Source organism: Blastococcus litoris (genome assembly GCF_003075095.1).
Classification (GTDB): domain Bacteria; phylum Actinomycetota; class Actinomycetes; order Mycobacteriales; family Geodermatophilaceae; genus Blastococcus_B; species Blastococcus_B litoris.
In genome coordinates this window covers 139,676-164,528 of sequence record NZ_QCZF01000003.1, presented here as the reverse complement: position 1 = coordinate 164,528, position 24,853 = coordinate 139,676, and the positions used below count along the sequence as shown (strand labels likewise).

Below are 24,853 nucleotides of genomic sequence, written 5' to 3'. Positions count from 1 at the left end.
GTCGCGCCACGGGGACATCCTCCCGCAGGGCTAGCGTGATCATGACCGGCCCCTACCTGGAGGTGAGCGATGCGGCGTCGCGCCCGTGATCTCACCGCCCGTGCCCGCGAGCGCATCCGGGCCGCCCGGGAGCACGACCCGCACGCCTGGCACCCCCACGGCGACGGGGAACCGGGGCCCATCGACTTCGTCCACGACCCCCAGGAGGACGAGGACGGCGAGCCGCCGCTGGGCAGCCCGGAGCCCGGCGCCCCCGACGTGGACGGCGCGGTCGGCCCGGGCGGCGCCAGCGGACCGCCCCCGGTGACCACGCCCGAGGGCGGCCGACCGCGGCGCCCCGCCCCGCGCATCCCGTCCCGTCGCGCGGGCGCCGAGGACGACGTGCCGTTCGGGCTGCGGACGGCTGCCGCGTGGTCGTGGCGGCTGATCGTCGTGATCGCCGGCTTCTACGTGCTGCTCTACGCCGCCGCGTACATCGCCGTCGTGATCGTGCCGGTCATCGTCGCGCTGCTGCTCGCCGCCCTGCTCCAGCCGGGCGCGGCCGCCCTCGCCCGCCGCGGGTGGCCGCGGGGGCTGGCCGCCACGACGATGCTGCTGGTCGGCCTGACCGTGGTGGCCGGGATCATCACGCTGGTGGTCGAGCGCTTCACCGCCGGCTTCTCCGACCTCGCCGACCAGGTCAGCCAAGGCCTGGAGGAGGTCGAGTCCTTCGTCGTCCGCACCTTCCCGATCACGACGAACCAGCTCGAGGACGCCATCGGGCAGCTGCAGGACTTCCTGGTCAGCAACGAGGAGACCCTCGCGACCGGCGCCATCACCACGGCGACGACGGTGGGCGAGGTGTTCACCGGCCTCGTGCTGGCGCTGTTCACCCTGTTCTTCTTCCTCAAGGACGGCCGGTCGATCTGGCTGTGGCTGGTCGGCCTCTTCCCCCGCGAGTCCCGGGCCTACCTCGACGAGGCGGCCCGCCGCTCCTGGCGGACGCTGATCTCCTACGTGCGGGCCACCGTCGCCGTGGCGCTGGTCGACGCGGTCGGCATCGGCATCGGGCTGGCGGTGCTCGGCGTGCCGCTGGTGATCCCGCTGGCCGCCCTCGTGTTCCTCGGCGCCTTCATCCCGATCATCGGCTCGTTCCTCGCCGGCTCGGTGGCGGTGCTGGTCGCCCTCGTCTCGGTCGGGCCGATCAAGGCGCTCATCGCCCTGGGCATCGTGGTCGCCGTCATGCAGCTCGAAGGGCACGTGCTGCAGCCGTTGCTGCTCGGGCGCGCCGTGCACGTGCACCCGCTCGCCGTCGTGCTCTCGATCGCGGCCGGCCTGCTCATCGGCGGCATCTTCGGCGCGCTGATCGCCGTCCCCACGGTGGCCTGCGTGAACGTGGCCGGCACCTACCTCAGCCGGCGGCACGAGGGGCCCCGGCCACCGGAACCCAAGCCGGAACGGGCGCGGCCCGCCGTCACGGCGGGCTGATCCGCCCCTCGACGGCCGCCATCGCGATGTCGGTCCGCCAGTGGGCGTCGGCCAGCCGGACGGCGGCCACCCGCTCGTAGGCGGCCTGCCGCGCGGCTGCGAGGTCCGGCCCCAGCCCGACGACCGACAGCACCCGCCCGCCGGCCGAGACGACCGAGCCGTCGGCGGCGACCGCCGTACCGGCGTGCAGCACGCCCTCGCCGTCGCCCCCCGTGACCGGAGAGCCGGTCCGCGGCGCCTCCGGGTAGCCCGGCGCGGCGACGACGACGGTCACCGCGGCGCCCTCGCGCCAGCGCAGCGGCGGGTGCTCGGCCAGGGTGCCGGTGGCGGCGGCGTGCAGCAGCCCGGCCAGCGGCGTCTCCAGCAGCGGCAGCACGACCTGCGTCTCCGGGTCGCCGAAGCGGGCGTTGAACTCGACCACCCGCACCCCGCGCGAGGTCAGCGCGAGACCGGCGTACAGCAGGCCGCTGAAGGTCTCGCCGCGGCGTTCCATCTCGTCGACGGTGGGCTGCAGCACCGTCTCCAGCACCTCCTCGACCAGGCCGGGTGGCGCCCACGGCAGCGGCGCGTACGCGCCCATCCCGCCGGTGTTCGGGCCGCCGTCGCCGTCGTCGCGCCGCTTGTGGTCCTGGGCGGGGACCAGCGGGAGCACCGTCGTCCCGTCGGTGATCGCGAACAGCGACACCTCGGGGCCGTCGAGGTACTCCTCCACCAGCACCGCTCCCCCGGCGTCGAGGATCCGGCGGCCGTGCGCGGAAGCCGCGTCGCGGTCGTCGGTGACGAGGACGCCCTTGCCCGCCGCGAGGCCGTCGTCCTTCACGACGAACGGCGCGCCCACCTCGTCGAGGACGGTCTCCAGCTCGGCCGGGCCGCCGACCGGCCAGGCCCGAGCGGTCGGGACGCCGGCGGCGTCCATCACGTGCTTGGCGAAGGACTTGCTGCCCTCGAGCTGCGCGGCCTGCTGGGAGGGGCCGAAGCAGGCGATCCCGGCGTCGCGGACGGCGTCGGCCGCCCCGTGCACCAGCGGCACCTCGGGCCCGATGACGACGAGATCGGCCCGCCAGGCGGTCGCCACGGCCGCGACGGCGTCCGCATCGGCCACGTCGAGGGCCAGCGGCTCGGCGATCGCGCGGGTCCCCGCGTTCCCGGGAGCGCACGCGAGGGCGCTCACCCCGGGGTCGGAGGACAGAGCGACGCACAGGGCGTGCTCCCGGGCACCGGAGCCGATCACCAGTACGCGCACGCCTGGCGACGCTACCGAGCCCGCTCCGCGCGCGGCCTGTTGGGCTGGTCCTTGAGCGCGCGGTGGAAGGACCGGAGGCGGGCGCGCTCCTCCGCTCGCGCCCGGGCGTCGACCCGCAGGCGCTGGCGGTGCGCCTCTGCCTGCAGCTTGCGCCAGGCGGTGAAGCGCGCGGGATCGAGCCGGCCGTCCTCGATCGCCGCGGCGACGGCGCACCCCGGCTCGCCCCGGTGGCCGCAGTCGCGGAAGCGGCAGTCCTGAGCCAGCTCGGCCACGTCCGCGTAGGCGGTCTCGATGCCGTCCTCGTCGTCGTACAGGGCCAGCTCCCGCATGCCGGGGGTGTCGACGAGCAGCCCCCCGCCGGGCAGCACGTGCAGCTCGCGCGCCGTGGTGGTGTGCCTGCCCCGCCCGTCCTCGCGGATCTCGTGGGTGCCGGCGACGGTCCGGCCGGCCAGCGCGTTGGCGAGGCTGGACTTGCCCACGCCGGAGGGGCCGACCATGGCCGCCGTCCGCCCCGGGCCGAGCAGGGCCCGGACGGCGTCCAGCCCCTCACCGGTGACCGAGCTGACCGGCAGCACCTCGACGCCGATCGCGTCCTCGCGGACGGCCGCCACCGCGGCGGCGACGTCGGCGCAGAGGTCGGCCTTCGTCAGGACGACGACCGGGGTGGCGCCGCTGCTCCACGCGACGGCGAGATAGCGCTCGACGCGGCGCAGCCGCGCATCACCGGTCATGGCATCGACGACCAGGACGACGTCGACGTTGGCGGCCACCACCTGGGCCGCCGACGTCCGGCCGGCGACGGTGCGGACGAAGGCACTCTTCCGAGGGAGGATCTCGGTCGCCAGTTCCCCGCGCAGCACGACCCAGTCGCCGACCGCCGGGCCGCCCAGTTCGGACTCGTGCAGCGCCCTCCCCGGCACCACCCGGCGCTCCCCCTCGGCGGTGAGAACGGTCAGCCGACCTCGGTCGATGCGCGCCACACGGGCGAGGACGACGCCGCATGGCGGTTCGTCACTCCTGCCCCAGCCCAGCGATGAGAGATCGGTCACGGGGCGCATGGTGCTCCGCTGGTCAACGAGGTGTCCTTCCAATTTCCGGCAACCCGTCCTATTCAGTTCACTCCGCAGCCATCCGATTACGGTTCTGTGACGGACATGCGCGCGACCGAGTCGCTGGCAACGCGCCCAGCGACCCGCCTTCCCCGTCCTGTCGTCATCGGCCACCGCGGTGCCCCCGCCTACCGCCCCGAGCACACCGTCGCCAGCTACGAGCTCGCGATCGACCTCGGTGCCGAGCTGATCGAGCCCGACGTCGTCATCAGCCGGGACGGCGTCCTCGTCGTCCGCCACGAGAGCGAGCTCTCCTGGTCCACCGACGTGAGCGGCCGCCCGGAGTTCGCCTACCGGCGGACCACCAAGGAGATCGACGGCGCCCCGTGCACCGGCTGGTTCGCCGAGGACTTCACCCTCGACGAGCTGCGCACCCTGCGCGCCGTCGAGCGCATGCCCGAGTACCGCCCGATGAACGCCGCCTACGACGGCCGGTTCGGCATCCTGACGCTGGCCGAGGTCGTCGAGCTGGCCCGGACGAGGTCGACCGAGCAGCGCCAGATCCGGGTCCTCGCCGAGCTCAAGCACCCCGAGTGGGCCGCCGAGCTCGGCCTGCCCATGGCCGAGCTCGTGGCCGACGAGCTGACCCGCCTCGGTGCGACCGAGGAGCAGGGCCCGGTCATGCTGCAGTCGTTCGACGCCGCCGTCCTGCGCGACCTGCGCGCCCGCCTGGGCGAGCGCGGCCCTCAGCTGGTCCAGCTGGTCGACGACCTCCCCGCCGGCGACGCCATGGTGACGCCGGCCGGCCTGCGGGAGATCTCCACCTACGCCCAGGGCATCGCGCCCAGCGTGGAGCGCGTGCTGCGCGGTGTGCACCCGGCGCGCGGCACCTCCCGCCTCGTGGCCGAGGCGCACCGGGCGGCGCTCACGGTCTTCACGTGGACCCTCCGCGCGGAGAACGCCTTCCTCCCCGAGCACCTGCGGATCGGCACCACGCCCGACGCGCAGGGTGACGCGATCGGGATCGCCCGCGAGCTGCTCGCGCTCGGCGTCGACGGCCTCATCACCGACTCCCCCGAGCACGCAGCGCAGGCGGTCAGCGAGCTCTACGACATCGCGGTCCTCCGGACCGCACCGCGGCCACGGGCCGTCCCCCTGTCGCGTTGAGCCGGTGCGTCACGGCTGCGCGGACCCTCCGGGCCCACTCGCCGTGACGGTGCTCAGCCGATCAGGTCGTTGATGACGACGTTCTCGTCGCGGCCGGGGCCGACGCCGATGACGCTGATCCGCGAACCGGAGAGCTCCTCCAGGCGCTTCACGTAGGCCTGCGCGTTCGCCGGCAGCTCGTCGAACGTCCGGCAGTGCCGGATGTCCTCGAACCAGCCCGGCATCTCCTCGTAGACCGGCTTCGCGTGGTGGAACTCGGTCTGCGTCATCGGCATCTCGTCGTGCCGGACGCCGTCGACGTCGTAGGCCACGCAGATCGGCACCGTCTCCAGGCCCGACAGCACGTCGAGCTTGGTGAGGAAGTAGTCGGTGATCCCGTTGACGCGCGTGGCGTACCGGGCGATGACGGCGTCGAACCAGCCGCAGCGGCGGTCGCGACCGGTGGTCACGCCCACCTCGCCGCCCTGCTTGCGCAGGTACTCGCCCCACTGGTCGTGCAGCTCGGTCGGGAACGGCCCGGAGCCGACGCGTGTCGTGTAGGCCTTGAGGATGCCGACGACCCGCTCGATGCGGGTGGGGCCGATGCCCGAGCCGACGGCCGCCCCACCCGACGTCGGGTTGGACGAGGTGACGAACGGATACGTGCCGTGGTCGACGTCCAGCAGCGTGCCCTGGGAGCCCTCCAGCAGGACCCAGTCGCCCTTGTCGAGGGCGTTGCCGAGCAGCAGCCGGGTGTCGGCGATCCGGTGCTTGAGGATCTCGGCGTACTGCGCGTACTCCTCGACGACCTCGTCGACGTCGATGGCCTTGCGGTTGTAGACCTTGACCAGGATCTGGTTCTTCTCCTGGAGCGTCCCCTCGAGCTTCTGCCGGAGGATCGAGAGGTCCAGGAGGTCCTGCACGCGGATGCCGACGCGGGCCACCTTGTCGCCGTACGCGGGGCCGATCCCGCGGCCGGTGGTGCCGATCTTCCGCTTGCCCAGGAAGCGCTCGGTGACCTTGTCGAGGGCCCGGTGGTGCGGCATGATCAGGTGCGCGTCCGCCGAGATGACCAGCCGCGAGGTGTCCACCCCCCGCTCGTCCAGGCCGGCGAGCTCGCCGATCAGCACCTCCGGGTCGATCACCACGCCGTTGCCGATGACCGGCGTGCAGCCGGGGGTCAGGATGCCCGACGGGATGAGGTGCAGCGCGTACTTCTCGCCGTCCGGCGTGATCACCGTGTGGCCGGCGTTGTTGCCGCCCTGGTAGCGGACGACGTAGGGGACGCGGCCGCCGAGGAGGTCGGTGGCCTTGCCCTTGCCCTCGTCGCCCCACTGGGCACCGATCAGCACGACAGCCGGCATCGGGTCCTGGTTCTCCTCTGCACTCCGGTGCGCTCCGGCACCCGGAGGTCCCGGGGAGCCAGATGGCAGGGTATCGGCATGCCCGACGTGCAGCTGGATCTCCGCCGTCTGGAACCCGGTCAGGCCCCCCGCCCGGAGGACGTCGCGGCCGCGGCGGAGGCCGACGCGCTCCGGGTGCGCGGGGCCGTCCCCGCCCTCGCCGCCGTCCTCACCGTGCTGCTCAAGGCGCAGCGCACCGCGCGCGTCCCGGTCGCCTGGGATCCGGCCGGCGACAAGGCCTCGCTGGCCCTCGCGCGGGACATCGGCGTCGGTACCGGGGAGCCCCGCGACCTCTGCCTCGTCCGCGACGACCACGGCGGGGTCCTCCTGCACCACGGCCGGGTGGAGGCCGCCGGTGACGGCCGCCGGTCGCTGAGCCGGCGGATCGGGCTGCAGGCGCACCACGACGACATCAAGGTCGCCGACGGCGAGATCACCCGGATCGACGTCCGGCCCGACTGGCGGGCGGTGGACACCATCGGCGTCACGGTGATGCTGCAGCCGCTGCGGCCGACCCGGCAGACCAGCGGCCGGGCGCTGCAGATCGCCTCCGACCCCGCGCGCATCGTCCGGGACGGCGTCCCCTTCCCCCGGCCGGTGCACCGCTGGACCTGGTACGCCGACGACCGCGTCCGCTGGCGGCTCCAGCCCTAGCACCGGGGCGGGTCGCTGCGGAGGACCGGGCAGGTCGTGGACACTGGTCCGATCACCCCGCCGAGGAGGTCCCCGCTGCCGTCGTCCCGCACCCCGACCGGGATCCGCCGCGAGGCGTGCCGGTGATCTCCGATCGCCTCTCCACGCTGAGCGCGCCGGCCCCGCTCTCCCGCGGCCGCGGGCTGATCGGTCGCGCGCTCGCGCGGCCCAGTCTGCCCGCGCTCGTGGGCCTGGTCCTGGTGCTCCTGGTGTTCGGCGTCAACTCCCCCGGCCTGCTGACCGCCAGTGGCATCGCCGGTGTCCTGGACGTGGCCGCCCCGCTGGGGATCGGCGCGGTCGCGGTCGCCCTGCTGCTGGTGGCCGGCCAGTTCGACCTGTCGATCGGCGTGGTCGCCGTGGCCAGCGCGCTGTTCACCGCTCTGCTGATCGGCCCCGCCGGGTGGCCGACCTGGCCGGCCCTGATCGTCTCGCTGGCCGCCTCGCTCGCCCTGGGTGTGGTCAACGGCGTCCTGGTCGTCAACACCGGGCTGCCCAGCTTCCTGGTCACCGTCGCGACCTTCCTCGTGCTGCAGGGCACCTCCCTGGCCGGTTTCGAGGTGATCGTGGGTTCGACGCAGGTGAGCGGGCTCGACCAGGCGGCCGGGTGGGACTCCGCGGCGGCGCTGTTCGGGTCCTCGGCGGAGATCGGCGGGGCGCGCTTCCAGGTCTCGGTGCTGTGGTGGGTCGGTGTGACGGCGCTGGCGACCTGGGGCCTGTGGCGCACCAAGTTCGGCAACGCGGTCTTCGCCAGCGGCGGGGCGCGCACGGCGGCGCGGGAGCTCGGCGTGCCGGTGCGCCGGACGACGATCACCCTGTTCTGCCTCACGGCGGGCGCCGGCTGGCTGATCGGGACGCTGGGCCTGCTGCGGCTCGAGAGCGTGCTGGTCACCAACGGGCGGCTCGGGACGAGCATCGACTTCATCGTCGTGGCGGTCATCGGGGGCTGCCTGCTCACCGGCGGCTACGGCTCGGCGGTCGGGGCGGCCATCGGCGCCCTCCTCTACGGGGTGGCCCGGCAGGGCATCTCGCTGGCCGGCTGGGACCCGCGCTGGTTCCAGGCGCTGCTCGGCGTCCTGCTCCTGGTCGCGCTGGTCGCCAACGGCGTGGTGCGGCGGCGGCTGAAGGCGGTGCCGCGCTCGTGAGCAGCACTCCGGAGGGCAGCGCACCGGAGGGCACCGCGCCGGAGGGCAGCACACCCGTACCCGTGGTGGAGCTGCGCGGCGTCACGGTGCGGCACGGCAACGTGCCGGCGCTGTCGCGCGTGAGCACCGTCCTGCCGGCCGGCCAGATCACCTGCGTGCTCGGCGAGAACGGCTCGGGCAAGTCGACGCTGGTGGCCGTCCTGTCCGGGCTGCGACGGCACGACGAGGGCGAGCTGCGGCTCGACGGCCGGCCGGTGCGCTTCCGCTCTCCCGCCCAGGCGCGCGCCGCCGGGATCGCGACGGTGTGGGAGGACCTCGCGGTCGCGCCGCTGCTGTCGGTCTGGCGGAACTTCTTCCTCGGCGCCGAGCTCACGCGCGGCGTCTGGCCGCTGCGGCGGCTCGACCTCGACCGCGCCCGCGAGGTGACCCGGCGGGAGATGACGCGGGTCGGCGTCCCCGGGCTGGACCCGGACCAGCCGGCCAGCGCGCTGCAGGCAGGGGAGCGGCAGAGCCTGGCCGTCGCGCGGGCCCTCCACTTCGGGGCCCGGGCGCTGATCATCGACGAGCCCACGGCGCCGATGACGATCGCCCGCCAGACGCTGTTCGGGCAGGCGATCCTGGCGGCGCGGGCGCAGGGCCTCGCGGTCGTCGTCGTCACCAACAACCCGCGCTACGCGCACCTCATCGGTGACCGGTTCCTGCTGCTGGCCGGCGGTCAGGTGGCCGGCAGCCTCACCCGGGACGACGTGGACGCCGACGTGCTGACGGCGCTCATGGCCGGCGGCGAGGAGCTGAGCACCCTCACCGAGGCCCTCACCGCGCTGCACCCGGAGCTCGGCGAGCGGTGAGCCCCGGGCCCCGCAGGGCCCGGGGCGCGCTCAGGCGAAGATGCTCACCCCGCCCGGGCCGACGAGCAGGCCCACGATGATCAGGACGATGCCCCACAGCAGCTGACCGCGGATGATCGCGAAGATCCCGGCGATCACCAGGATCACGGCAAGGATCCACAACAGGGTCACCATTGCTCATCCCCATTCCGTGCGGGCGCCTGGTCGGCGCCGTGCACGGACAGTGATGCGCGTCACGATCAACTGTCAAACCTCGGCCACGTCCGGCCTGGTCAGCGCGTCGCCGTCTCCGGAACCGAGCGTTACCGAGTGTGAGGGTCAGGGCGCGAGGGTGGGGTCGCAGTCGCGCAGCAGCTGGATGCAGCGCTCGTGCTCCTCGTGCTCGCCGATCGCCTCGGCCGCCGTCGCCAGCACCGTGACGCAGCGCAGGAACCCGCGGTTGGGCTCGTGCGACCACGGGACCGGGCCGAAGCCCTTCCAGCCGTTGCGGCGCAGCGCGTCCAGGCCGCGGTGGTACCCGGTGCGCGCGTAGGCGTAGGCCTCGATGGTGTCGGTCAGCTGCCGCTCGGGCCGGCCGATCGCCGCCTCGGCCAGCGCTGCCCAGGCGGCGCTCACCGTCGGGTGGTGGGCGGCGACCTCCGCGGCCGGGGTCCCCTCGGCGAGCTCGCGCTCGGCCTCGGGGTTGCCCGGCAGGAGCGTCGGGTCCGGCTCGCCCAGGAGGTTGTGCGAGTGGGTCATCAGCCGGCCTGCGACTGGCCGGCGGACAGCAGGTCCTCGCAGGCCTCGACGATGCGCGCGGCCATGCCGGTCTCCGCGGCCTTGAGGTAGCTGCGCGGGTCGTAGGTCTTCTTGTTGCCCACCTCGCCGTCGACCTTCAGCACGCCGTCGTAGTTGGTGAACATGTGCGCGGCGATCGGCCGGGTGAACGCGTACTGGGTGTCGGTGTCGACGTTCATCTTCACCACGCCGTAGGACAGCGCCTCGCGGATCTCCGACTGCGCCGAACCCGAGCCGCCGTGGAAGACCAGGTTGAACGGCTTGTCGTCGGAGGTGCCGAACTCCTTGGCGACGACGTCCTGGCCCTGCTTGAGGATCTCGGGCCGGAGCTTGACGTTGCCCGGCTTGTAGACGCCGTGGACGTTGCCGAACGTGGCGGCGAGCAGGTAGACGCCGCGCTCGCCGAGGCCCAGCTTGCGGGCGGTGGCCACGAAGTCGCCCTCGGCGGTGTAGAGCTTCTCGTTGATGTCGTGGGCGACGCCGTCCTCCTCGCCACCGACGACGCCGATCTCCACCTCGAGCACGATCTTGGCGGCGGCCGCCTTCTCGAGGAGCTCCTCGGCGATGTCGAGGTTCTCGTCGAGGTCGATCGCCGAGCCGTCCCACATGTGCGACTGGAACAGCGGCTCCTGGCCGGCGTCGACGCGGTCCTTCGACAGCGCGATCAGCGGACGGACGTAGGCGTCCAGCTTGTCCTTGGGGCAGTGGTCGGTGTGCAGCGCGACGTTGACCGGGTACTTCTCGGCGACGACGTGGGCGAACTCGGCGAGCGCCACCGCGCCGGTGACCATGTCCTTGACCCGCGTGCCGGAGCCGAACTCGGCGCCGCCGGTGGAGAACTGGATGATGCCGTCGCTGCCCGCGTCGGCGAACCCGCGCAGCGCCGCGTTGACCGTCTCGGACGAGGTGCAGTTGATCGCCGGGTAGGCGAACCCGCCTTCCTTGGCCCGGCGGATCATGTCGGCGTAGACCTCGGGGGTCGCGATGGGCATGCGGGGCACTCCTCGGTTGGGATCTGGCGCTGCTCGATGATCAGTATTCCGCCGGACCGGCCGGTCCGGGACGTCGGGGCGCTCGTCAGCCCTGCTCGATGCGGCTGGCCACCCGGGCGGCCACCACCACCGGGTCGTAGGTGGGTGAGAACGGCGGGGCGTAGGAGAGGTCGGAGCCGGCCAGCGTCTCGGCGGTCATCCCCGCCCAGATGGCGGTCGCGAACACGTCGATCCGCTTGCCGCTGCCCGGCCCGCCGACGATCTGGGCGCCCAGGAGCAGCCCCGATCCGCGCTCGGTGATGATCTTGACGGCGATGGGCGCTGCCCCGGGGTAGTACCCGGCACGGGTCGAGGACTCGATCAGCTCCGTCCGGTAGTCGTAGCCGCCCTCCTCGGCCTGCGTCGTGCAGAGACCGGTGCGGGCGACCTCCAGGTCGCCGACCTTCGTCATCGCCGTCCCCAGGACGCCGGCGAAGCGAGCCGGCCGCCCACCGATGACCGAACCCGCGACCCGGCCCTGCTTGTTGGCGTGCGTGCCGAGGGCGACGTGGATCGCCTCGCCGGTGATGCGGTGGAACGTCTGCGAGCAGTCGCCGGCCGCGAACACCTCGGGGTGCGAGCGGCTGCGCTGGGTGTGCGCCACGTCGATCGCCCCGGTCGAGCCGAGCGCCAGGCCGGCCTCGCGCGCCAGCGCCGTCTCCGGCCCCATGCCGAGGCCGAGGACGACGAGGTCGGCGTCGTAGCTCGCCTCGTCGGTGCGCACCGCGCGCACGGCGCCGTCCGGGCCCATCTCGATCTCGCGGACCGGCTGGTTCGGCTGCACGTCGATCCCCGCCGAGCACATGGCGGCGCAGACCCGCTCCCCCATGTCGTCGTCCAGCTGGGCCATCGGCAGCGGGTCGGCAAGGACGACGGTCACCTCGAGGCCACGGGTCTGCAGCACCTCGGCCATCTCCAGCCCGATGTAGCCGCCGCCGAGCACCACGGCCCGCTTCGCGCCGGCCGCGATCGCCGCGCGGATGTCGGCACCGTCCGCGAGGCGGTGGACGCCGTGCACGCCGTCGGCGTCCAGACCGGCGATCGGTGGCCGGAACGGCTTGCCGCCGGTGGCGACGACCAGGTGGTCGTAGCCGAGCCGCTCGCCGCCCGCGACGAGGACCTCGCCGGCCGCGAGGTCGATGCCCTCGGCCCGCGTGCCCATGCGCACGTGGATGTCCTGGGCCGCGAACTCGTGCGGAGCCCGGGCGAGCAGCTGGTCGCGGTCCTCGACCAGCCCGCCGATCCAGTACGGGATCCCGCACGCCGAGTAGGAGATCTCCGGCCCCTGCTCCAGGACGACGACGTCGAGGTCGTCGGCCTTCCGCAGGCGCCGCGCCTGGGCGGCCGCCGACAGACCTGCGGCGTCGCCCCCGATGACCACCAGCCGTTCCACGCCCACAGCGTGTCACCCGGGACCGACGACCGGCAGCTCAGCGACCGCCGAGTTCACCCACGGCGGCGAGGTCGCGCACCGCCGCCCGCCGGAACACCTTGCCCGGGTTGAGCAGCCCGGCCGGGTCGAGGGCGTCCTTGATCGCCCGGTGCACGTCGAGCGCCACCGGCCCGATCTCGCGCTCCAGCCAGTCGACCTTGATCGCCCCGACGCCGTGCTCGCCGGTGATCGTGCCGCCCAGGGACAGCCCCAGCTCGAGGATGTCGTCGAAGGCGCCGAACGCGCGCTGGCGCTGGTCGGCGTCGGCGGGGTCGAAGCAGATCGTCGGGTGCATGTTGCCGTCCCCGGCGTGGCCGACCACCCCGATGGTGAGGGCGCGGGCGGCGGCGACGGCATCGCAGCCGTCGAGGAACTCGGCGATCCGGGAACGCGGCACGGCGACGTCGTCGATCAGGGTGCTGCCCAGTTGCTCGAGCGCGGGCAGCGCCATCCTGCGGGCCTGCAGCAGGAGGTCGCCCTCGGTGGGGTCGTCGGTGGTGTGCACGAGATCGGCTCCGGCCTCGCGGCACAGCGCGGCGAGCGCCTCGATCTCCCGGGCGGCCGCCTCCCCGCCGGCGTCGGACTGGGCCACGAGCAGGGCGTGCGCCGAGCGGTCGAGATCGGCCTTCAGCAGGTCGTCGACGGCGCAGATGCAAGTGTTGTCCATGACCTCCAGCAGGCTGGGCACCAGACCGGTGGTGACCACCCGCTCCACCACCTCGCCGGTCTGCGCGGTCGTGGCGAACGTTGCGGCGAGGGTCACCGGCCGCTGCGGGGCCGGCCGCAGAGCGAGCGTCGCCTCGGTGATGACGCCGAGCGTGCCCTCCGAGCCGACGAACAGCCGGGCGAGGTCGTAGCCGGCGACGCCCTTGACCGTGCGCCGGCCGGTGCGCAGCACGCGGCCGTCCGCGAGCACCACCTCGAGCCCGAGCACGTAGTCGGTGGTGACGCCGTACTTCACGCAGCACAGGCCACCGGAGTTGGTCGAGAGGTTGCCGCCGATCGTGCACCAGTCGTAGCTCGACGGGTCGGGAGGGTAGAAGAGCCCCGCCCCCGCGACGGCGTCGCGCAGCGCCTTGTTGACCACGCCCGGCTGGACGACGGCGAGCCGATCGGCGGGCGACACCTCCAGGACGGCGTCCATGCGGGTCATCACCAGCGTGATCGCGCCGTCGACGGCGTTGCTGGAGCCGGCCAGCCCCGAGCCGGCGCCGCGCGGGACGACGGGGACGCCGTGCCGCGATGCCGTCCGCAGGACGGCGACGACGTCGTCCGTGCTCCGGGGCAGGACGACGGCCGCGGGCGTGCCCGCCGGGGCGAGCATCGCCTGGTCACGGGCGTAGGCAGCCGTGACGTCCGGATCGGTGAGGACGCTGTCGGCGCCGAGCGCGTCCTGCAGCTCGGCCACCCACGAAGTGGTCACGGTCACACGGTACGGCGGTGCCCCGGCGGGATCAGCTCAGGCCGAGGTCGGCGAGGGTGAAGGCGGAGCGATACTCGAAGCCGGCCTTCTCCACGGCCTCGCGGCCACCGCGGTCGACGATGACGGCGACCCCGATGACCTCGGCGCCGGCCTCCTGGAGCGCCTCGGCCGCGGTGAGCGGGCTCCCGCCGGTGGTGGACACGTCCTCGACGACGAGCACGGAGCGGCCCTCGACGTCCGGGCCCTCGATCCGCCGCTGCAGCCCGTGCGCCTTGCCCGCTTTCCGGACGACGCAGGCGTCCAGGAAGCCCTCGCCGTCGGCGGCCGCGTGCAGCATCGCCGTCGCCACCGGGTCGGCGCCCAGCGTCAGGCCGCCCACGACGTCGTAGCGCAGGTCGCGGGTCAGCTGCCGCATCACCCGGCCGACCAGCGGCGCGCCCTCGTGGTGCAGCGTCAGGCGGCGCATGTCGATGTACCAGTCGGCCTCGCGCCCTGACGACAGCGTGACCTTCCCGTGCACGACGGCGAGCTCGACGATCAGCTCGAGCAGGCGGTCACGGTCGGGCAGGGTCGCGGGAGCCGTCATGCGCCCGACCCTACTGAGGCCCAGGATCACGCCATGTCCTCCCGTCGCACCCGGCTGCTCGCCGCCGCCGGCCCGGTCACCGCAGCAGTGCTCGGCGGACTGGCCACCGACCCCGACAGCCGGTGGTTCCGCAAACTCCGGAAGCCCGCCTGGTACCCGCCGCCGCAGACCTTCGGCATCGTGTGGACCGCCCTCTACGCCGGTATCGCGTGGGCGTCCGGCGAGGCCCTGATCAAGGGCGCGGGCCCCTCGTTCGGCCGCGCCTACGCAGGCAACCTCGTCCTCAACGCCGCGTGGACGCCGGTCTTCTTCAGGGCTCACCGGCCCTGGCTCGCCGCTGCCGAGAGCGCGGCGCTCACGGTCTCCTCCGTGGACCTGGCCCGCCGGGCGGCCCTGGTGAGCCCGCCGGCCGGCGCCGTCCTCGTGCCCTACGCGGCGTGGACGGCGTTCGCCACGGCCCTGACCGTGGCGATCGCCCGGAGCAACTGACCGACGACGCAGGGCCGCCGTCCGACCGGAGTCGGACGACGGCCCTGGGGCGCTGCGGGGATCACATACCAGCGGGCTTGAGCACCTGGTCGATGATGTAGACGGTGGCGTTGGCGGTCTGCACGTTGCCGCAGATCACCGAGGCCTCCATGCCCACGACGGTGCCCTCGCCGGCGATGGTGAAGTTCTCACCCGAGCCCTCGATGGTGACCTCGTCGTTGTTGAGCGTGGTGTGCGTGCCGGCCAGCTCCTCCGGGGTCAGGCGACCCGGGATGACGTGGTGGGTGAGCACCGTCGTCAGCATGGCGGTGTCGGCCAGCAGCCCGTTGAGCGCGTCGGCCGGGACGGCCTCGAAGGCCGGGTTGGCCGGGGCCAGCACGGTGATGTCGTCGGTGGTGTTCAGAGTGTCGCCGAGGTTGGCGGCGGTGACGGCCTGCACCAGGGTGGACAGCGCCGGGTTGTTGCTGGCGGCGGTCGCGACCGGGTCGTCGGTCATCCCGGTGAAGCTGCCCTCGCCCTCGGTCGGGACCGCGGAGCAGCCGGCGCCGAACGGCTCGTCGGACATCGGCATCGCGCTGCTCTCGGTGGCCTCCGAGCTCTCCATGCTGCTCGTGTCCGCCGAGGCGCTGCTGTCCGACGAGTCGTCGGAACCGCAGGCCGTGAGCGTGATGGCGAGGGTGGAGACGGCGGTCATGAGGACGCCGCGGGTGAGGAGGTTGCTCTTCACGGTGATGGTGCTCCTTGTCCTGTCCGTGCGACCGCTTCGTCGCGGGCGGGTGGTGCGCCGGGCCGCGGGGAGCGGTCCGGAGTATCTCGCCCCGGCGGGTGCCGTGGCGGGTCTGGGGGTCAGCCGGCGACGACCTGGACGGTGTGCCAGCCGCTGGATCCGGCGGGGAAGGGCGACGCGCGCTCCTCGGTCTGGACCTCGCCGTCGGCGCTGGTCGCGCGCACGGTGATCGAGTGCCGGCCGGCGCTGAAGTCGTAGGGCAGCACCCACTGGCGCCACAGGTCGGCGTCGACCTCCGGGGACAGCTCGGCCTCCGCCCAGTCCTCCTCGTCGACGCGGACCTCGACCTTGGCGATGCCGCGGGTCTGCGCCCACGCCACGCCGGCGATCGCGCGGCGGCCGGCCGGGAACTGGCGGAGCGGGGCCGGGGTGTCGATCCGGGAGGCGACCTTGATCGGCCCCTCGGCAGCCCAGTCGCGCTCGGTCCAGTAGGCGTCGACGGCGTCGTACGTGGTGGCCTCGATCCGGACCAGCCACTTGCACGCCGACACGTAGCCGTAGAGGCCGGGGATGAGCATGCGCACGGGGAAGCCGTGCTCGACCGGCAGCGGCTCGCCGTTCATGCCGAAGGCCAGCATGGCGTCCTCGACCTCGAGGGCGTTGCGCGTCGGGGCGCCGATCGTCATGCCGTCCTCGGAGCGGCACAGCAGCTGGTCGCTGCCCGAGCGGATGCCGTTCTCCTCCAGCAGGGGGGCGAGCGGGACGCCGATCCAGCGGGCGGTGCCGGCGAGCGTGCCGCCCACCTCGTTGGAGACGCAGGTCAGGGTGATGTCCCGCTCGATGACGTCGTCGCGCTCGAACAGGTCGGCCAGCGTGTAGCTGCGCGGCGAGTCGAACATGCCCGCCATCTGCAGGCGGTAGTCGGCCGGCCGGATGCGCGGGACGGTGATCGCGGTGTCGACGCGGTAGAACTCGCCGTTGTCGGTGAACAGCGGGGTCAGCCCCTCGACGTCCTCGGCGAGGTCGGCACCGGCGGGCAGGGCGGCCGCCCGCGACGTGGGCGACGGCAGCTCCAGCGCCGCGCGGTCGGCGGCGACGTCGAAGCGCCGCTGGAGGAGCCGGCCACCTCCGCCGGTCAGCGCGGCCGCGCCGAGCGCGACGCCGCCGGTGAGGAAGAAGCGCCTCCGGTCCAGCCCGGCGCCCTTCCGGTCGGTCGAGCCGAGGACCTCGCGCAGCCGGTCGACCACCTTCTGGTCCGCGTGCCCCTCGGCGGTCGGGAGCTCGTCCCCGCGCGGAGCGGCGACCGGGACCTGCAGGGGAGCGAGGAGGGCCAGCAGCGCGAGGACACCGGCGGCGGCGCCGACGAGCGACGGCAGGGCGTCGAGCGGCCCGCCTGCCGGACGGGTGAGGGCGGCCAGGACGCCGACCGCTCCGAAGAGCGCGATGCCGAGGGTGCCGAGGCGGCGGTTCCGCAGCCCGACGATGCCGACGACCAGGGCGTACACCGCGATGACGGCGAGGGTGCCGACGATCAGGGCGATCTTGTCGTTCTCGCCGAAGGTGCGGATCGCGAAGGCCTTGACCGGCTCGGGGGTCAGGGTGATCGCCGCGTCCCCGACCGCGATCACCGGGGAGGAGGCAGGGCCGACGAACCCGGCGACCAGCTCGGCGAAGCCCAGGGCGACGGCGGCGGCCAGCAGCCCGGCCAGCGCCGCGAGGGCGCGGCGGCCGCGGGGCTTCTCGGCACGGTCCTCCGGGGCGCTGCCCGGGGCCGTCAAGGACGTCGTCACGCACTGTCTTCGTGCGCCGGTGCCGATCCGGATTCGTCGGCCGCGAAATTGTCTGGGGCACAACCGGACGGGTGACACGCCCGTCCCGCCGGCGCCGGTCTGCCAGGCTGTGGCCGTGCCGAACGCCCAGTCGCCCGACCCCGCCCCCTCGCCGCGCCCGCCGATGCCGCCGTCGGTGCGGGTCGCGGTGATCGTGATGGGCATCCTCGCCGCGCTGCTGCTGACCAACGCGGCTTTGCTCTGGTACTCCTACGACGACGCGGTGGCGCGGCTGGTCAGGGACGGCGCGGACGTCTCCCGGTCCGAAGCCAGCCAGTTCGTGATCATGTCGCTGGTGCCCTACCTGGCCATCGGGCTGCTGCTCGCCCTGGCCGCGGTCTTCCTGCCGCGCCGCCAGCCGTGGGCGCGCTGGCTGGGGCTGGCCGCGAGCGGCCTGCTGGTCCTGCTCTCGCTGATGTCGGCGCTGACCCTGGGCGGGGTCACGATCTCGCTGCTGCTGCTGCTCGTGCTGTCGGCCTCGGCGGTGGCGAGCCTGCTCGCCCGCACGACCGGCGCCTGGGTGCCGAAGCTGCGCACCCCGGCCTGAGGAGCGGACGCCGGCGGCCCGAGGACCGCCGGCGTCCCGGGCTCAGCCCTGCCCGTTGGCCCGCTGCCAGCCGCGGTAGCGGTACCAGTCGTTGGACGGCTTCAGCGCCAGGGCGACGACGCCGACCGCGACGAGGATCGTCTGGAACCACGACAGCGAGGTCAGGAAGCCGCTGCCGGTCGACCCGACACCGGCGGCCGCGCCGATCAGGGCGAACAGCACGTTGAGCCCGCCGAGGACGAAGATCACGATCCGAGCCCAGTTGCGGCCCTGGTGCGCGAACCAGATGAACAGCGCCATCAGGCCCAGGATGATCAGGGCGATCACGACCCCGATCAGCACACCGGTGCGGGCGAGGTCCTCGGTGACCGCCGGGTCGGTCGACTGCCGCAGCGCCTCGTCGACGAGCGAGTCGAAGTCGGCGAACGTGACGATCACGGAGATCGCGCTCAGCACCAGGCTGGCCACGAGTGCACCGATGCCGACGCGCACGGTGGTGGGCCGCTCCACGGGTGCCGGCGCCCCGTAGCCGGTCGGGGCCGACGGCGCGGGCGCGTACCCGGGGTACTGCTGCCCGTAGGGGGGCTGCTGCCCGTACTGCGGGGGCTGGCCGTAGGGCGGCTGCTGACCCTGCGGCGGCTGCCCGTACGGCGGCTGTCCCTGAGGTGGCTGCTGACCGTACGGCGGCTGGCCCTGCTGGCCGCCCTGCCCCTGCTGTGAGGGGTCCCCGTACGGACCGCCCTGTCCTGACGTCATGTCGCTCTCCCGTCGTTCCGGTTCCCCGCGATCATGGTGGACGGGGGAAGGGAGCGACCGGCGCCGCACCGCGCATCGCCCACTCGTGTCACCACCGCCACGGGCCGTGGACGACGGAGGGGCCCGCCGGATCGCGGTGATCCGGCGGGCCCCCAGGAGTGGTCGAGCCGCTACCCGCGCGTGACGCTCAGCCCGCTGTCGCCGTCCGTGACGTCGGCCGGCCAGTCGACGACGACCTCGTCGCCGTCGCGGATGTCGCCGGACAGCAGCGCCTTCGCCAGCTGGTCGCCGATCGCCGACTGCACCAGCCGGCGGAGCGGACGGGCGCCGTAGACCGGGTCGAACCCGTTGAGCGCCAGCCACTCCTTGGCGGCGTCGGTGACCCGCAGCGTGAGCCGCCGGGCCGCCAGCCGCCGCGCCAGGACACCGACCTGGATGTCGACGATCCCGGTCAGCTCCTCGCTGCCCAGGGCGCGGAACACCACGACGTCGTCCAGCCGGTTGAGGAACTCCGGCTTGAAGTGCGTGCGCACGACCTCCATCACCGCGGTGCGGCGGCGCTCCTCGGGCACCGACTGGTCGGCGATGATCTGCGACCCCAGGTTCGAGGTCAGGATCAGGATCGTGTTGCGGAAGTCCACCGTCCGGCCCTGGCCGTCGGTGAGCCGGCCGTCGTCGAGCACCTGGAGCAGCACGTCGAAGACGTCGGGGTGCGCCTTCTCCACCTCGTCGAGCAGCACCACGGTGTACGGACGCCGTCGCACCGCCTCGGTGAGCTGGCCGCCGGCCTCGTAGCCGACGTAGCCCGGAGGGGCACCGACCAGGCGGGCGACCGAGTGCTTCTCCGAGTACTCGCTCATGTCGATGCGGACCATGGCCCGCTCGTCGTCGAACAGGAACTCGGCCAGCGCCTTGGCCAGCTCGGTCTTGCCGACACCCGTGGGTCCCAGGAAGAGGAAGGAGCCGGTCGGGCGATCGGGGTCGGCCACGCCGGAGCGGGCGCGGCGCACGGCGTCGGACACGGCGCGGACGGCGTCGGGCTGGCCGACGACGCGGCCGGCCAGGCCCTCCTCCATGCGCAGCAGCTTCTGGGTCTCGCCCTCGAGCAGCCGGCCCGCGGGGATGCCCGTCCACGCCTGGACGACCTCGGCGATGTCGTCGGGGCCGACCTCCTCCTTGAGCATCGACTCGCCCGAGGCCACGGACTCCTCGGCCGAGGTCAGCGACCGCTCCAGGTCGGGCAGCCGGCCGTAGCGCAGCTCCGCGGCCCGGGCCAGGTCGCCGTCGCGCTCGGCGCGCTCGGCCTCCAGCCGGACCGACTCGAGCTCCTCCTTGATGCGCTGGATCCGCTCGATGGCGGTCTTGTCCTGCTGCCAGCGGAAGGTCAGCTCGGCCAGCTCCTGGCGGCGGTCGGCCAGGTCGGAGCGCAGGGCGGCCAGGCGGTCCAGGGACGACGGGTCGTCCTCCTTGGACAGCGCCATCTCCTCGATCTCCATGCGCCGCACGGCGCGCTCGACCTCGTCGACCTCGACGGGACGGCTGTCGATCTCCATGCGCAGCCGGCTGGCGGCCTCGTCGACCAGGTCGATCGCCTTGTCGGGGAGGAAGCGGGCCGTGACGTACCGGTCCGACAGCGTCGCGGCGGCCACGATCGCGGCGTCGGTGATGCGGACACCGTGGTGGACCTCGTAGCGCTCCTTGAGCCCGCGGAGGATGCCGATCGTGTCCTCGACCGAGGGCTCGCCGACGAAGACCTGCTGGAAACGGCGCTCCAGCGCGGGGTCCTTCTCGATGTGCTCGCGGAACTCGTCGAGGGTCGTGGCGCCGACCATGCGCAGCTCGCCACGGGCGAGCATCGGCTTGATCATGTTGCCGGCGTCCATGGCGGAGTCGCCGCTGGCCCCGGCGCCGACGATCGTGTGCAGCTCGTCGATGAAGGTGACGATCTCGCCCTCGGAGTCGGTGATCTCCTGGAGCACCGCCTTGAGGCGCTCCTCGAACTCACCGCGGTACTTGGCACCGGCGACCATGGCCGACAGGTCCAGCGCCATCAGGCGCTTGCCCTTGAGGCTCTCGGGGACGTCGCCGGCGACGATGCGCTGGGCCAGCCCCTCGACGATCGCGGTCTTCCCGACGCCGGGCTCGCCGATGAGCACGGGGTTGTTCTTCGTGCGGCGGGACAGCACCTGCACGACGCGGCGGATCTCGGTGTCGCGGCCGACGACGGGGTCGATCTTGCCGTCGCGGGCCCGCTGGGTGAGGTCGACGGCGTACTTCTCGAGGGCCTGGTACGTCGCCTCCGGGTCCGGCGTCGTGACCTTGCGGCTGCCGCGGACGGTCCGGAAGGCACCGAGCAGGGTGTCGCGGGTGGCACCCGCGCCGGTGAGGACGTCGCCGGCCTCGCCCCCGGAGCCGGCCAGACCGACCAGCAGGTGCTCGGTGGAGATGTACTCGTCACCCAGGGCGCCGGCCTGCTCGCCGGCGTCGTTGATGACGCGCAGCAGCTCCCGGGACGGCGCCGGCGCGGGCACGGTCGCCCCGGTGACGCTGGGCATGCGGCGCAGCGCCGCCTCCGTCTTCGCACGGACATCGGCGGGATCGGAGCCGACCGCCGTCAGCAGCGGGCCCGCGATGCCGTCGGCCTGCTCGAGCAGGGAGGCGAGCAGGTGCAGTGGTTCGAGGGCCGCCTGACCGCGGGCGACCGCCAGGCGCTGCGCGGCGGCGACGGCCTCCTGCGACCGGGTCGTGAGCTTGCTCTCCATGGTCGTGGACGCGCTTCCTCTCGTCGTGGTGCGTTCGGCCGCCGGGTGCTCCGGCGGGGGGTGGTCGACCAGTGCAACGACCACCAAGTTGAGTCTGTTCCGCTCAACCTTGCCACGTGAACCCGGCGTCCTGCCCCACCCGGCGGGACGATCGGCCCTGGCGTGGCCATGGCATTCGCCGTCCTGCGCCCTAGACTCTGGGCATGACCGCTCTGCCGGCACCGAGCGTGGCGCTCGACGACCAGTTGTGCTTCGCGCTGTACGCCGCCTCCCGGGCGGTGACGGCGCGCTACCGCCCGATGCTCGACACCCTCGGCCTGACCTATCCGCAGTACCTCGTCATGATGCTGCTCTGGGAGACCGACCACCAGACCGTCGGCCAGCTCGGTTCGCGCCTGGCGCTCGACAGCGGCACCCTGTCCCCCCTGCTCAAGCGGCTCACCGCCGCCGGGCTGGTCACCCGGCACCGCCGGGTCGAGGACGAGCGCTCGGTGTCCATCGCGCTGACCGACGAGGGCCGCGCCCTGCGCGACAAGGCGTTCGCGATCTCCGAGGAGATGATCGGCGCCATCGGGTTCAGCACGGGCGAGTTCGACGAGCTGATGGAGCGGCTGCGGCTGCTCACCGAGCGCGTCAACCGCGGCGAAGCCGTCTGCTGAGCCGCGTGCGGGCGCGGTAGCAGCGGCGATCGGCGGGTAAGGGCTTCGCCGACGCGCCGTCCAGGAGCGGGCGGCGCCCGGTACGGAAGAGGCGACATGCCCACTCGCAGCGCACGCACGGCCTGGAACGGCACCCTGCAGGAGGGCTCCGGTCAGGTCGAGCTGTCCAGTTCGAAGGTCGGCACGTTCGACGTGTCCTTCCCCAAGCGCACGGCGGACGACGCCGGGGGCACCACGAGCCCCGAGGAGCTCATCGCCGCGGCGCACTCGGCATGCTTCTCGATGGCGCTGTCGAGCGAGGTCGCGAAGGCCGGCGGCACGCCGGTGGCGTTCGAGGTCACCGCGGACGTGACCCTGGGCGCGGGCGCGATCACCAAGATCCACCTGACGGTCCGCGGCGAGGTCGAGGGTCTCGACGCCGCGGGGTTCGAGCAGGCGGCGCAGGCGGCCAAGGCCGGGTGCCCGGTGAGCAAGGCGCTGGCGGGGGTCGAGGAGATCACCCTCGACGCCGCACTCGAGTCCTAGACCGCCCCGTACGGCACGAAGGCCCGGCCCCCGAGGGGACCGGGCCTTCGTCGTCGCCGGCTCAGGGGGCGACGACCTCGACGGTCTCGTCCCGCAGCCGCGCCGCACCGCTCCTGGTGCTGAGCGCGATCTCCCGGATGAGCACGATCGCCCCCATCGCGATCACGGCGATGACGGCGGAGATGAGGAAGATGCGCCCCGTGGCGTCGCCGTAGGAGACCCGGATCAACGTCTGGATGGCCGGCGGCGCGTCGGCGAGGTTCGCCAGGCCCACGTCTCCAGAGCCGGCGGCCTCGGCCGCCCCCGGAACGCCGGCCAGACCGTCCCGGATCAGGTCGCCGACCCGGGTGGAGAGGACCGCACCCAGCACCGACACGCCGATCGTGCCGCCGAGGCTGCGGAAGAAGGCCACCGCGGAGCTCGCGGCACCCAGGTCCGCCGCCGCCACCGTGTTCTGCACGGCCAGCACGAGGTTCTGCATCGTCATCCCGATGCCGACGCCGAGCACGAAGAGGAAGCCGCTCAGCAGCACCATGTCCGTCTCGTGGTCGACGGACGAGAGCAGCCCGAAGCCCACGACGACCAGCACCGAGCCCGCGACCAGGAACCGCTTCCAGCGCCCGGTCCTGGTGATCAGGATCCCCGACACGGTGGACGACAGCAGCAGCCCGGCGACCATCGGGATCGTCAGCAGACCGGCCTCGGTGGGCGAGTAGCCGCGGGAGATCTGCAGGTACTGGCCGAGGAAGACCGACGAGCCGAACATCGCCACACCGATCGCGATGCTGGCGATGATGGCCAGCGTCGTCGTCCGGTCCCGGAAGAGCCGGAGCGGCACGATCGGCTCCTTCGCCTTGAGCTCGGTCACGACGAAGGCGACGACGGCGGCGATGCCGCCGGAGAGGAACAGCGCGGTCTCCGTCGAGGCCCAGGCGAAGCTGTCCCCGGCGAGCGTGACCCAGATGAGCAGCGCCGAGACGCCGGCGGTCAGGAACGCGGCGCCGAGGTAGTCGATGTGCACCGTCCGCTTCGTCACCGGCAGGTGCAGGGTGCGCTGGAGCAGGACGAGGGCGACGACGCCGAACGGGACGCCGACGTAGAAGCACCAGCGCCAGCCGAGCCAGCTGGTGTCGACCAGCAGGCCGCCCAGCAGCGGTCCGCCCACGGTCGCCACGGCCATGACGCCACCGAGGAGACCGGAGTACCGGCCCCGCTCGCGGGGGCTGATCATCGCCGCCATCGCGATCTGGACCAGCGCCTGCAGTCCGCCGAGGCCCAGGCCCTGCAGCACCCGCCAGGCGATGAGCGTCTCCACCGACTGGGAGAGACCGGCCAGCATCGACCCGACGACGAAGATCGTGATGGAGAGCTGGATGAGCAGCTTCTTGCTGAACAGGTCGGCGAGCTTGCCCCAGATGGGCGTGGACGCGGTCGAGGCCAGGAGCGTCGCCGTGACGACCCACGTGTACTGGCTCTGGGTGCCCCGCAGGTCGGTGATGATCGTCGGCAGCGCGTTCGAGACGACTGTCGAGGACAGGAACGCCACGAACATCGCCAGGAGCATCCCGGAGAGCGCCGAGAGGATCTCCCGGTGCGTCATCTGGCCCTGCTGCTCGGCGGGTGCGGTGTCGGCGCCCGGATCGGGGACGGCGACCCGTTCGGGACGCTGGACGGTGCTGCTCACGGGAGGTCCTTGCTTTCTGGCGGAGGGGCGGGGAAGGAGATCAGCGCGGCGCGGGGACCGCAGCACGGGACGCGACGCGGGCGGATCCGGCGGACTCCAGATCGGCCACGAGCCGGTCGAGGAGGTCGCTGAGGGTGCGGGCGTCGTCCTCGTCCCAGGAGGCGAGGGCGCCCAGCGCCCACTCCTGGCGCTGGGCGCGGGTGGCCGCGATCGCCGCCGCACCGGCGGGGGTGAGGCTCAGCAGGCTGGCCCGCCCGTCGACCGGGTCGGGGCGCCGCTCGACGTACCCGGACCGCTCGAGGACGGCGACCTGGCGGCTGGCGACGGACACGTCGATGCCCGCGGTGCCGGCGAGGGCGCTGCAGCGCTGGGCGCCGTCCCGCTCGAGCGGGAGCAGGAGCGCCCAGCCGAAGGACGGCAGCTCGCCGTAGAGCTGCGCGGCGACCCGGGAGCTGACGTGCCGCCCGGTCCGGACGAGCTGGGCGACGCTGGACGTCAACCGGTCCCGGGTCTCGGGGCTGATGGGCATGGAACCTCACGGCGATCGAATAGGTGCAGACCGCAACCATATCCATGCTTGGTTGCGGTCTGCAACGATCTGCAGGGAGATGTGTCCCGTATCGCCCCGTCAGGGG

24 protein-coding genes are annotated in these 24,853 nt (G+C 73.4%); 9 read left to right on the top strand and 15 right to left on the bottom strand.

From position 1 onward, the window contains the following. The first annotated feature begins 69 nt into the window (after nucleotides 1-69). Nucleotides 70-1,467, top strand: coding sequence for an AI-2E family transporter (locus tag DCS98_RS07855; protein ID WP_116450831.1), 1,398 nt, complete (start codon nucleotides 70-72; stop codon nucleotides 1,465-1,467). On the opposite strand, the gene purD is transcribed toward DCS98_RS07855, so the two are convergent. Continuing rightward, nucleotides 1,454-2,710, bottom strand: a complete 1,257-nt coding sequence (gene purD / locus DCS98_RS07850) for a phosphoribosylamine--glycine ligase (protein WP_116450830.1) — start codon at nucleotides 2,708-2,710, stop codon at nucleotides 1,454-1,456. The two genes, DCS98_RS07855 and purD, sit on opposite strands and share 14 nt — an antisense overlap. A gap of 11 nt (nucleotides 2,711-2,721) precedes the next feature. Continuing rightward, entirely contained in the window at nucleotides 2,722-3,768 is a 1,047-nt protein-coding gene (gene rsgA, locus DCS98_RS07845) for a ribosome small subunit-dependent GTPase A (protein WP_164704455.1), read from the bottom strand. A 96-nt stretch (nucleotides 3,769-3,864) separates the two neighbouring features. On the opposite strand from rsgA, the gene DCS98_RS07840 reads away from it, so the two are divergent. Next, nucleotides 3,865-4,926 (top strand): glycerophosphodiester phosphodiesterase family protein, encoded by a 1,062-nt coding sequence (locus tag DCS98_RS07840; protein ID WP_116450828.1) that lies wholly within the window; start codon nucleotides 3,865-3,867, stop codon nucleotides 4,924-4,926. 53 nt (nucleotides 4,927-4,979) lie between these two features. Here the strand turns inward: DCS98_RS07840 and DCS98_RS07835 are convergent, their stop codons facing one another. Then, nucleotides 4,980-6,269, bottom strand: coding sequence for an adenylosuccinate synthase (locus DCS98_RS07835; protein ID WP_116450827.1), 1,290 nt, complete (start codon nucleotides 6,267-6,269; stop codon nucleotides 4,980-4,982). Nucleotides 6,270-6,347: 78 nt separating this feature from the next. On the opposite strand from DCS98_RS07835, the gene DCS98_RS07830 reads away from it, so the two are divergent. The 3 genes from DCS98_RS07830 (at nucleotide 6,348) to DCS98_RS07820 (ending at nucleotide 8,991) form a co-directional block, all read left to right on the top strand. Then, nucleotides 6,348-6,962: a hypothetical protein gene (locus tag DCS98_RS07830; protein WP_116450826.1), complete on the top strand. Its 615-nt coding sequence runs from the start codon at nucleotides 6,348-6,350 to the stop codon at nucleotides 6,960-6,962. A gap of 122 nt (nucleotides 6,963-7,084) precedes the next feature. After that, entirely contained in the window at nucleotides 7,085-8,143 is a 1,059-nt protein-coding gene (locus DCS98_RS07825; RefSeq protein WP_241037353.1) for an ABC transporter permease, read from the top strand. Further along, nucleotides 8,140-8,991 (top strand): ATP-binding cassette domain-containing protein, encoded by an 852-nt coding sequence (locus DCS98_RS07820; protein ID WP_116450824.1) that lies wholly within the window; start codon nucleotides 8,140-8,142, stop codon nucleotides 8,989-8,991. The genes DCS98_RS07825 and DCS98_RS07820 overlap by 4 nt, the downstream gene beginning before the upstream one ends. A gap of 30 nt (nucleotides 8,992-9,021) precedes the next feature. Here DCS98_RS07820 and DCS98_RS22920 read toward each other — a convergent pair whose 3' ends face one another. The 6 genes from DCS98_RS22920 to pyrE all read right to left on the bottom strand — a co-directional run bounded on the left by DCS98_RS22920 (nucleotide 9,022) and on the right by pyrE (nucleotide 14,240). Further along, complete coding sequence (locus DCS98_RS22920) at nucleotides 9,022-9,165, bottom strand: GPGG-motif small membrane protein (protein ID WP_164704454.1); 144 nt, start codon at nucleotides 9,163-9,165, stop codon at nucleotides 9,022-9,024. Nucleotides 9,166-9,309: 144 nt separating this feature from the next. Further along, nucleotides 9,310-9,729, bottom strand: a complete 420-nt coding sequence (locus DCS98_RS07815) for a DUF3151 domain-containing protein (RefSeq protein WP_116450823.1) — start codon at nucleotides 9,727-9,729, stop codon at nucleotides 9,310-9,312. Beyond that, on the bottom strand, nucleotides 9,729-10,760 hold the full coding sequence (fbaA, locus tag DCS98_RS07810; RefSeq protein WP_116450822.1) for a class II fructose-bisphosphate aldolase: 1,032 nt from the start codon (nucleotides 10,758-10,760) through the stop codon (nucleotides 9,729-9,731). The genes DCS98_RS07815 and fbaA overlap by 1 nt, the downstream gene beginning before the upstream one ends. Before the next feature lie 85 nt (nucleotides 10,761-10,845). Further along, nucleotides 10,846-12,192: an FAD-dependent oxidoreductase gene (locus DCS98_RS07805; RefSeq protein ID WP_241037351.1), complete on the bottom strand. Its 1,347-nt coding sequence runs from the start codon at nucleotides 12,190-12,192 to the stop codon at nucleotides 10,846-10,848. 37 nt (nucleotides 12,193-12,229) lie between these two features. Next, nucleotides 12,230-13,654, bottom strand: coding sequence for an FAD-binding oxidoreductase (locus DCS98_RS07800; RefSeq protein ID WP_116451116.1), 1,425 nt, complete (start codon nucleotides 13,652-13,654; stop codon nucleotides 12,230-12,232). A gap of 31 nt (nucleotides 13,655-13,685) precedes the next feature. Beyond that, nucleotides 13,686-14,240: an orotate phosphoribosyltransferase gene (pyrE, locus tag DCS98_RS07795; RefSeq protein ID WP_206340155.1), complete on the bottom strand. Its 555-nt coding sequence runs from the start codon at nucleotides 14,238-14,240 to the stop codon at nucleotides 13,686-13,688. A 33-nt stretch (nucleotides 14,241-14,273) separates the two neighbouring features. On the opposite strand from pyrE, the gene DCS98_RS07790 reads away from it, so the two are divergent. Further along, nucleotides 14,274-14,729 (top strand): TspO/MBR family protein, encoded by a 456-nt coding sequence (locus tag DCS98_RS07790; protein WP_116450820.1) that lies wholly within the window; start codon nucleotides 14,274-14,276, stop codon nucleotides 14,727-14,729. 61 nt (nucleotides 14,730-14,790) lie between these two features. On the opposite strand, the gene DCS98_RS07785 is transcribed toward DCS98_RS07790, so the two are convergent. Then, nucleotides 14,791-15,456, bottom strand: coding sequence for a fasciclin domain-containing protein (locus DCS98_RS07785; RefSeq protein WP_241037349.1), 666 nt, complete (start codon nucleotides 15,454-15,456; stop codon nucleotides 14,791-14,793). Between the two features lie 119 nt (nucleotides 15,457-15,575). Continuing rightward, the gene (locus DCS98_RS07780) at nucleotides 15,576-17,246 is read right to left on the bottom strand and encodes a molybdopterin-dependent oxidoreductase (RefSeq protein ID WP_206340154.1); all 1,671 of its coding nucleotides are present in this window, start codon (nucleotides 17,244-17,246) and stop codon (nucleotides 15,576-15,578) included. 115 nt (nucleotides 17,247-17,361) lie between these two features. Here DCS98_RS07780 and DCS98_RS07775 point away from each other — a divergent pair, with 115 nt between their 5' ends. Beyond that, nucleotides 17,362-17,832, top strand: a complete 471-nt coding sequence (locus DCS98_RS07775; protein WP_164704442.1) for a hypothetical protein — start codon at nucleotides 17,362-17,364, stop codon at nucleotides 17,830-17,832. Between the two features lie 42 nt (nucleotides 17,833-17,874). Here the strand turns inward: DCS98_RS07775 and DCS98_RS23285 are convergent, their stop codons facing one another. Then, nucleotides 17,875-18,588 (bottom strand): hypothetical protein, encoded by a 714-nt coding sequence (locus tag DCS98_RS23285; RefSeq protein WP_206340153.1) that lies wholly within the window; start codon nucleotides 18,586-18,588, stop codon nucleotides 17,875-17,877. Nucleotides 18,589-18,758: 170 nt separating this feature from the next. After that, nucleotides 18,759-21,350 carry an ATP-dependent chaperone ClpB gene (gene clpB, locus DCS98_RS07765; protein ID WP_116450817.1) on the bottom strand — a complete coding sequence of 864 codons (2,592 nt, stop codon included), beginning with the start codon at nucleotides 21,348-21,350 and terminating at the stop codon, nucleotides 18,759-18,761. 203 nt (nucleotides 21,351-21,553) lie between these two features. Between clpB and DCS98_RS07760 the strand changes: the two genes are divergently transcribed. Then, nucleotides 21,554-22,009: a MarR family winged helix-turn-helix transcriptional regulator gene (locus DCS98_RS07760; protein ID WP_116450816.1), complete on the top strand. Its 456-nt coding sequence runs from the start codon at nucleotides 21,554-21,556 to the stop codon at nucleotides 22,007-22,009. A 96-nt stretch (nucleotides 22,010-22,105) separates the two neighbouring features. Beyond that, complete coding sequence (locus DCS98_RS07755; RefSeq protein ID WP_116450815.1) at nucleotides 22,106-22,534, top strand: OsmC family peroxiredoxin; 429 nt, start codon at nucleotides 22,106-22,108, stop codon at nucleotides 22,532-22,534. 61 nt (nucleotides 22,535-22,595) lie between these two features. Here the strand turns inward: DCS98_RS07755 and DCS98_RS07750 are convergent, their stop codons facing one another. Both DCS98_RS07750 and DCS98_RS07745 read right to left on the bottom strand, forming a co-directional pair. Continuing rightward, a complete protein-coding gene (locus DCS98_RS07750) occupies nucleotides 22,596-24,218 on the bottom strand; it encodes a DHA2 family efflux MFS transporter permease subunit (RefSeq protein WP_241037347.1) in 1,623 nt (540 codons plus the stop codon). A gap of 40 nt (nucleotides 24,219-24,258) precedes the next feature. After that, on the bottom strand, nucleotides 24,259-24,747 hold the full coding sequence (locus DCS98_RS07745; protein ID WP_116450814.1) for a MarR family winged helix-turn-helix transcriptional regulator: 489 nt from the start codon (nucleotides 24,745-24,747) through the stop codon (nucleotides 24,259-24,261). Nucleotides 24,748-24,853: the final 106 nt, after the last annotated feature.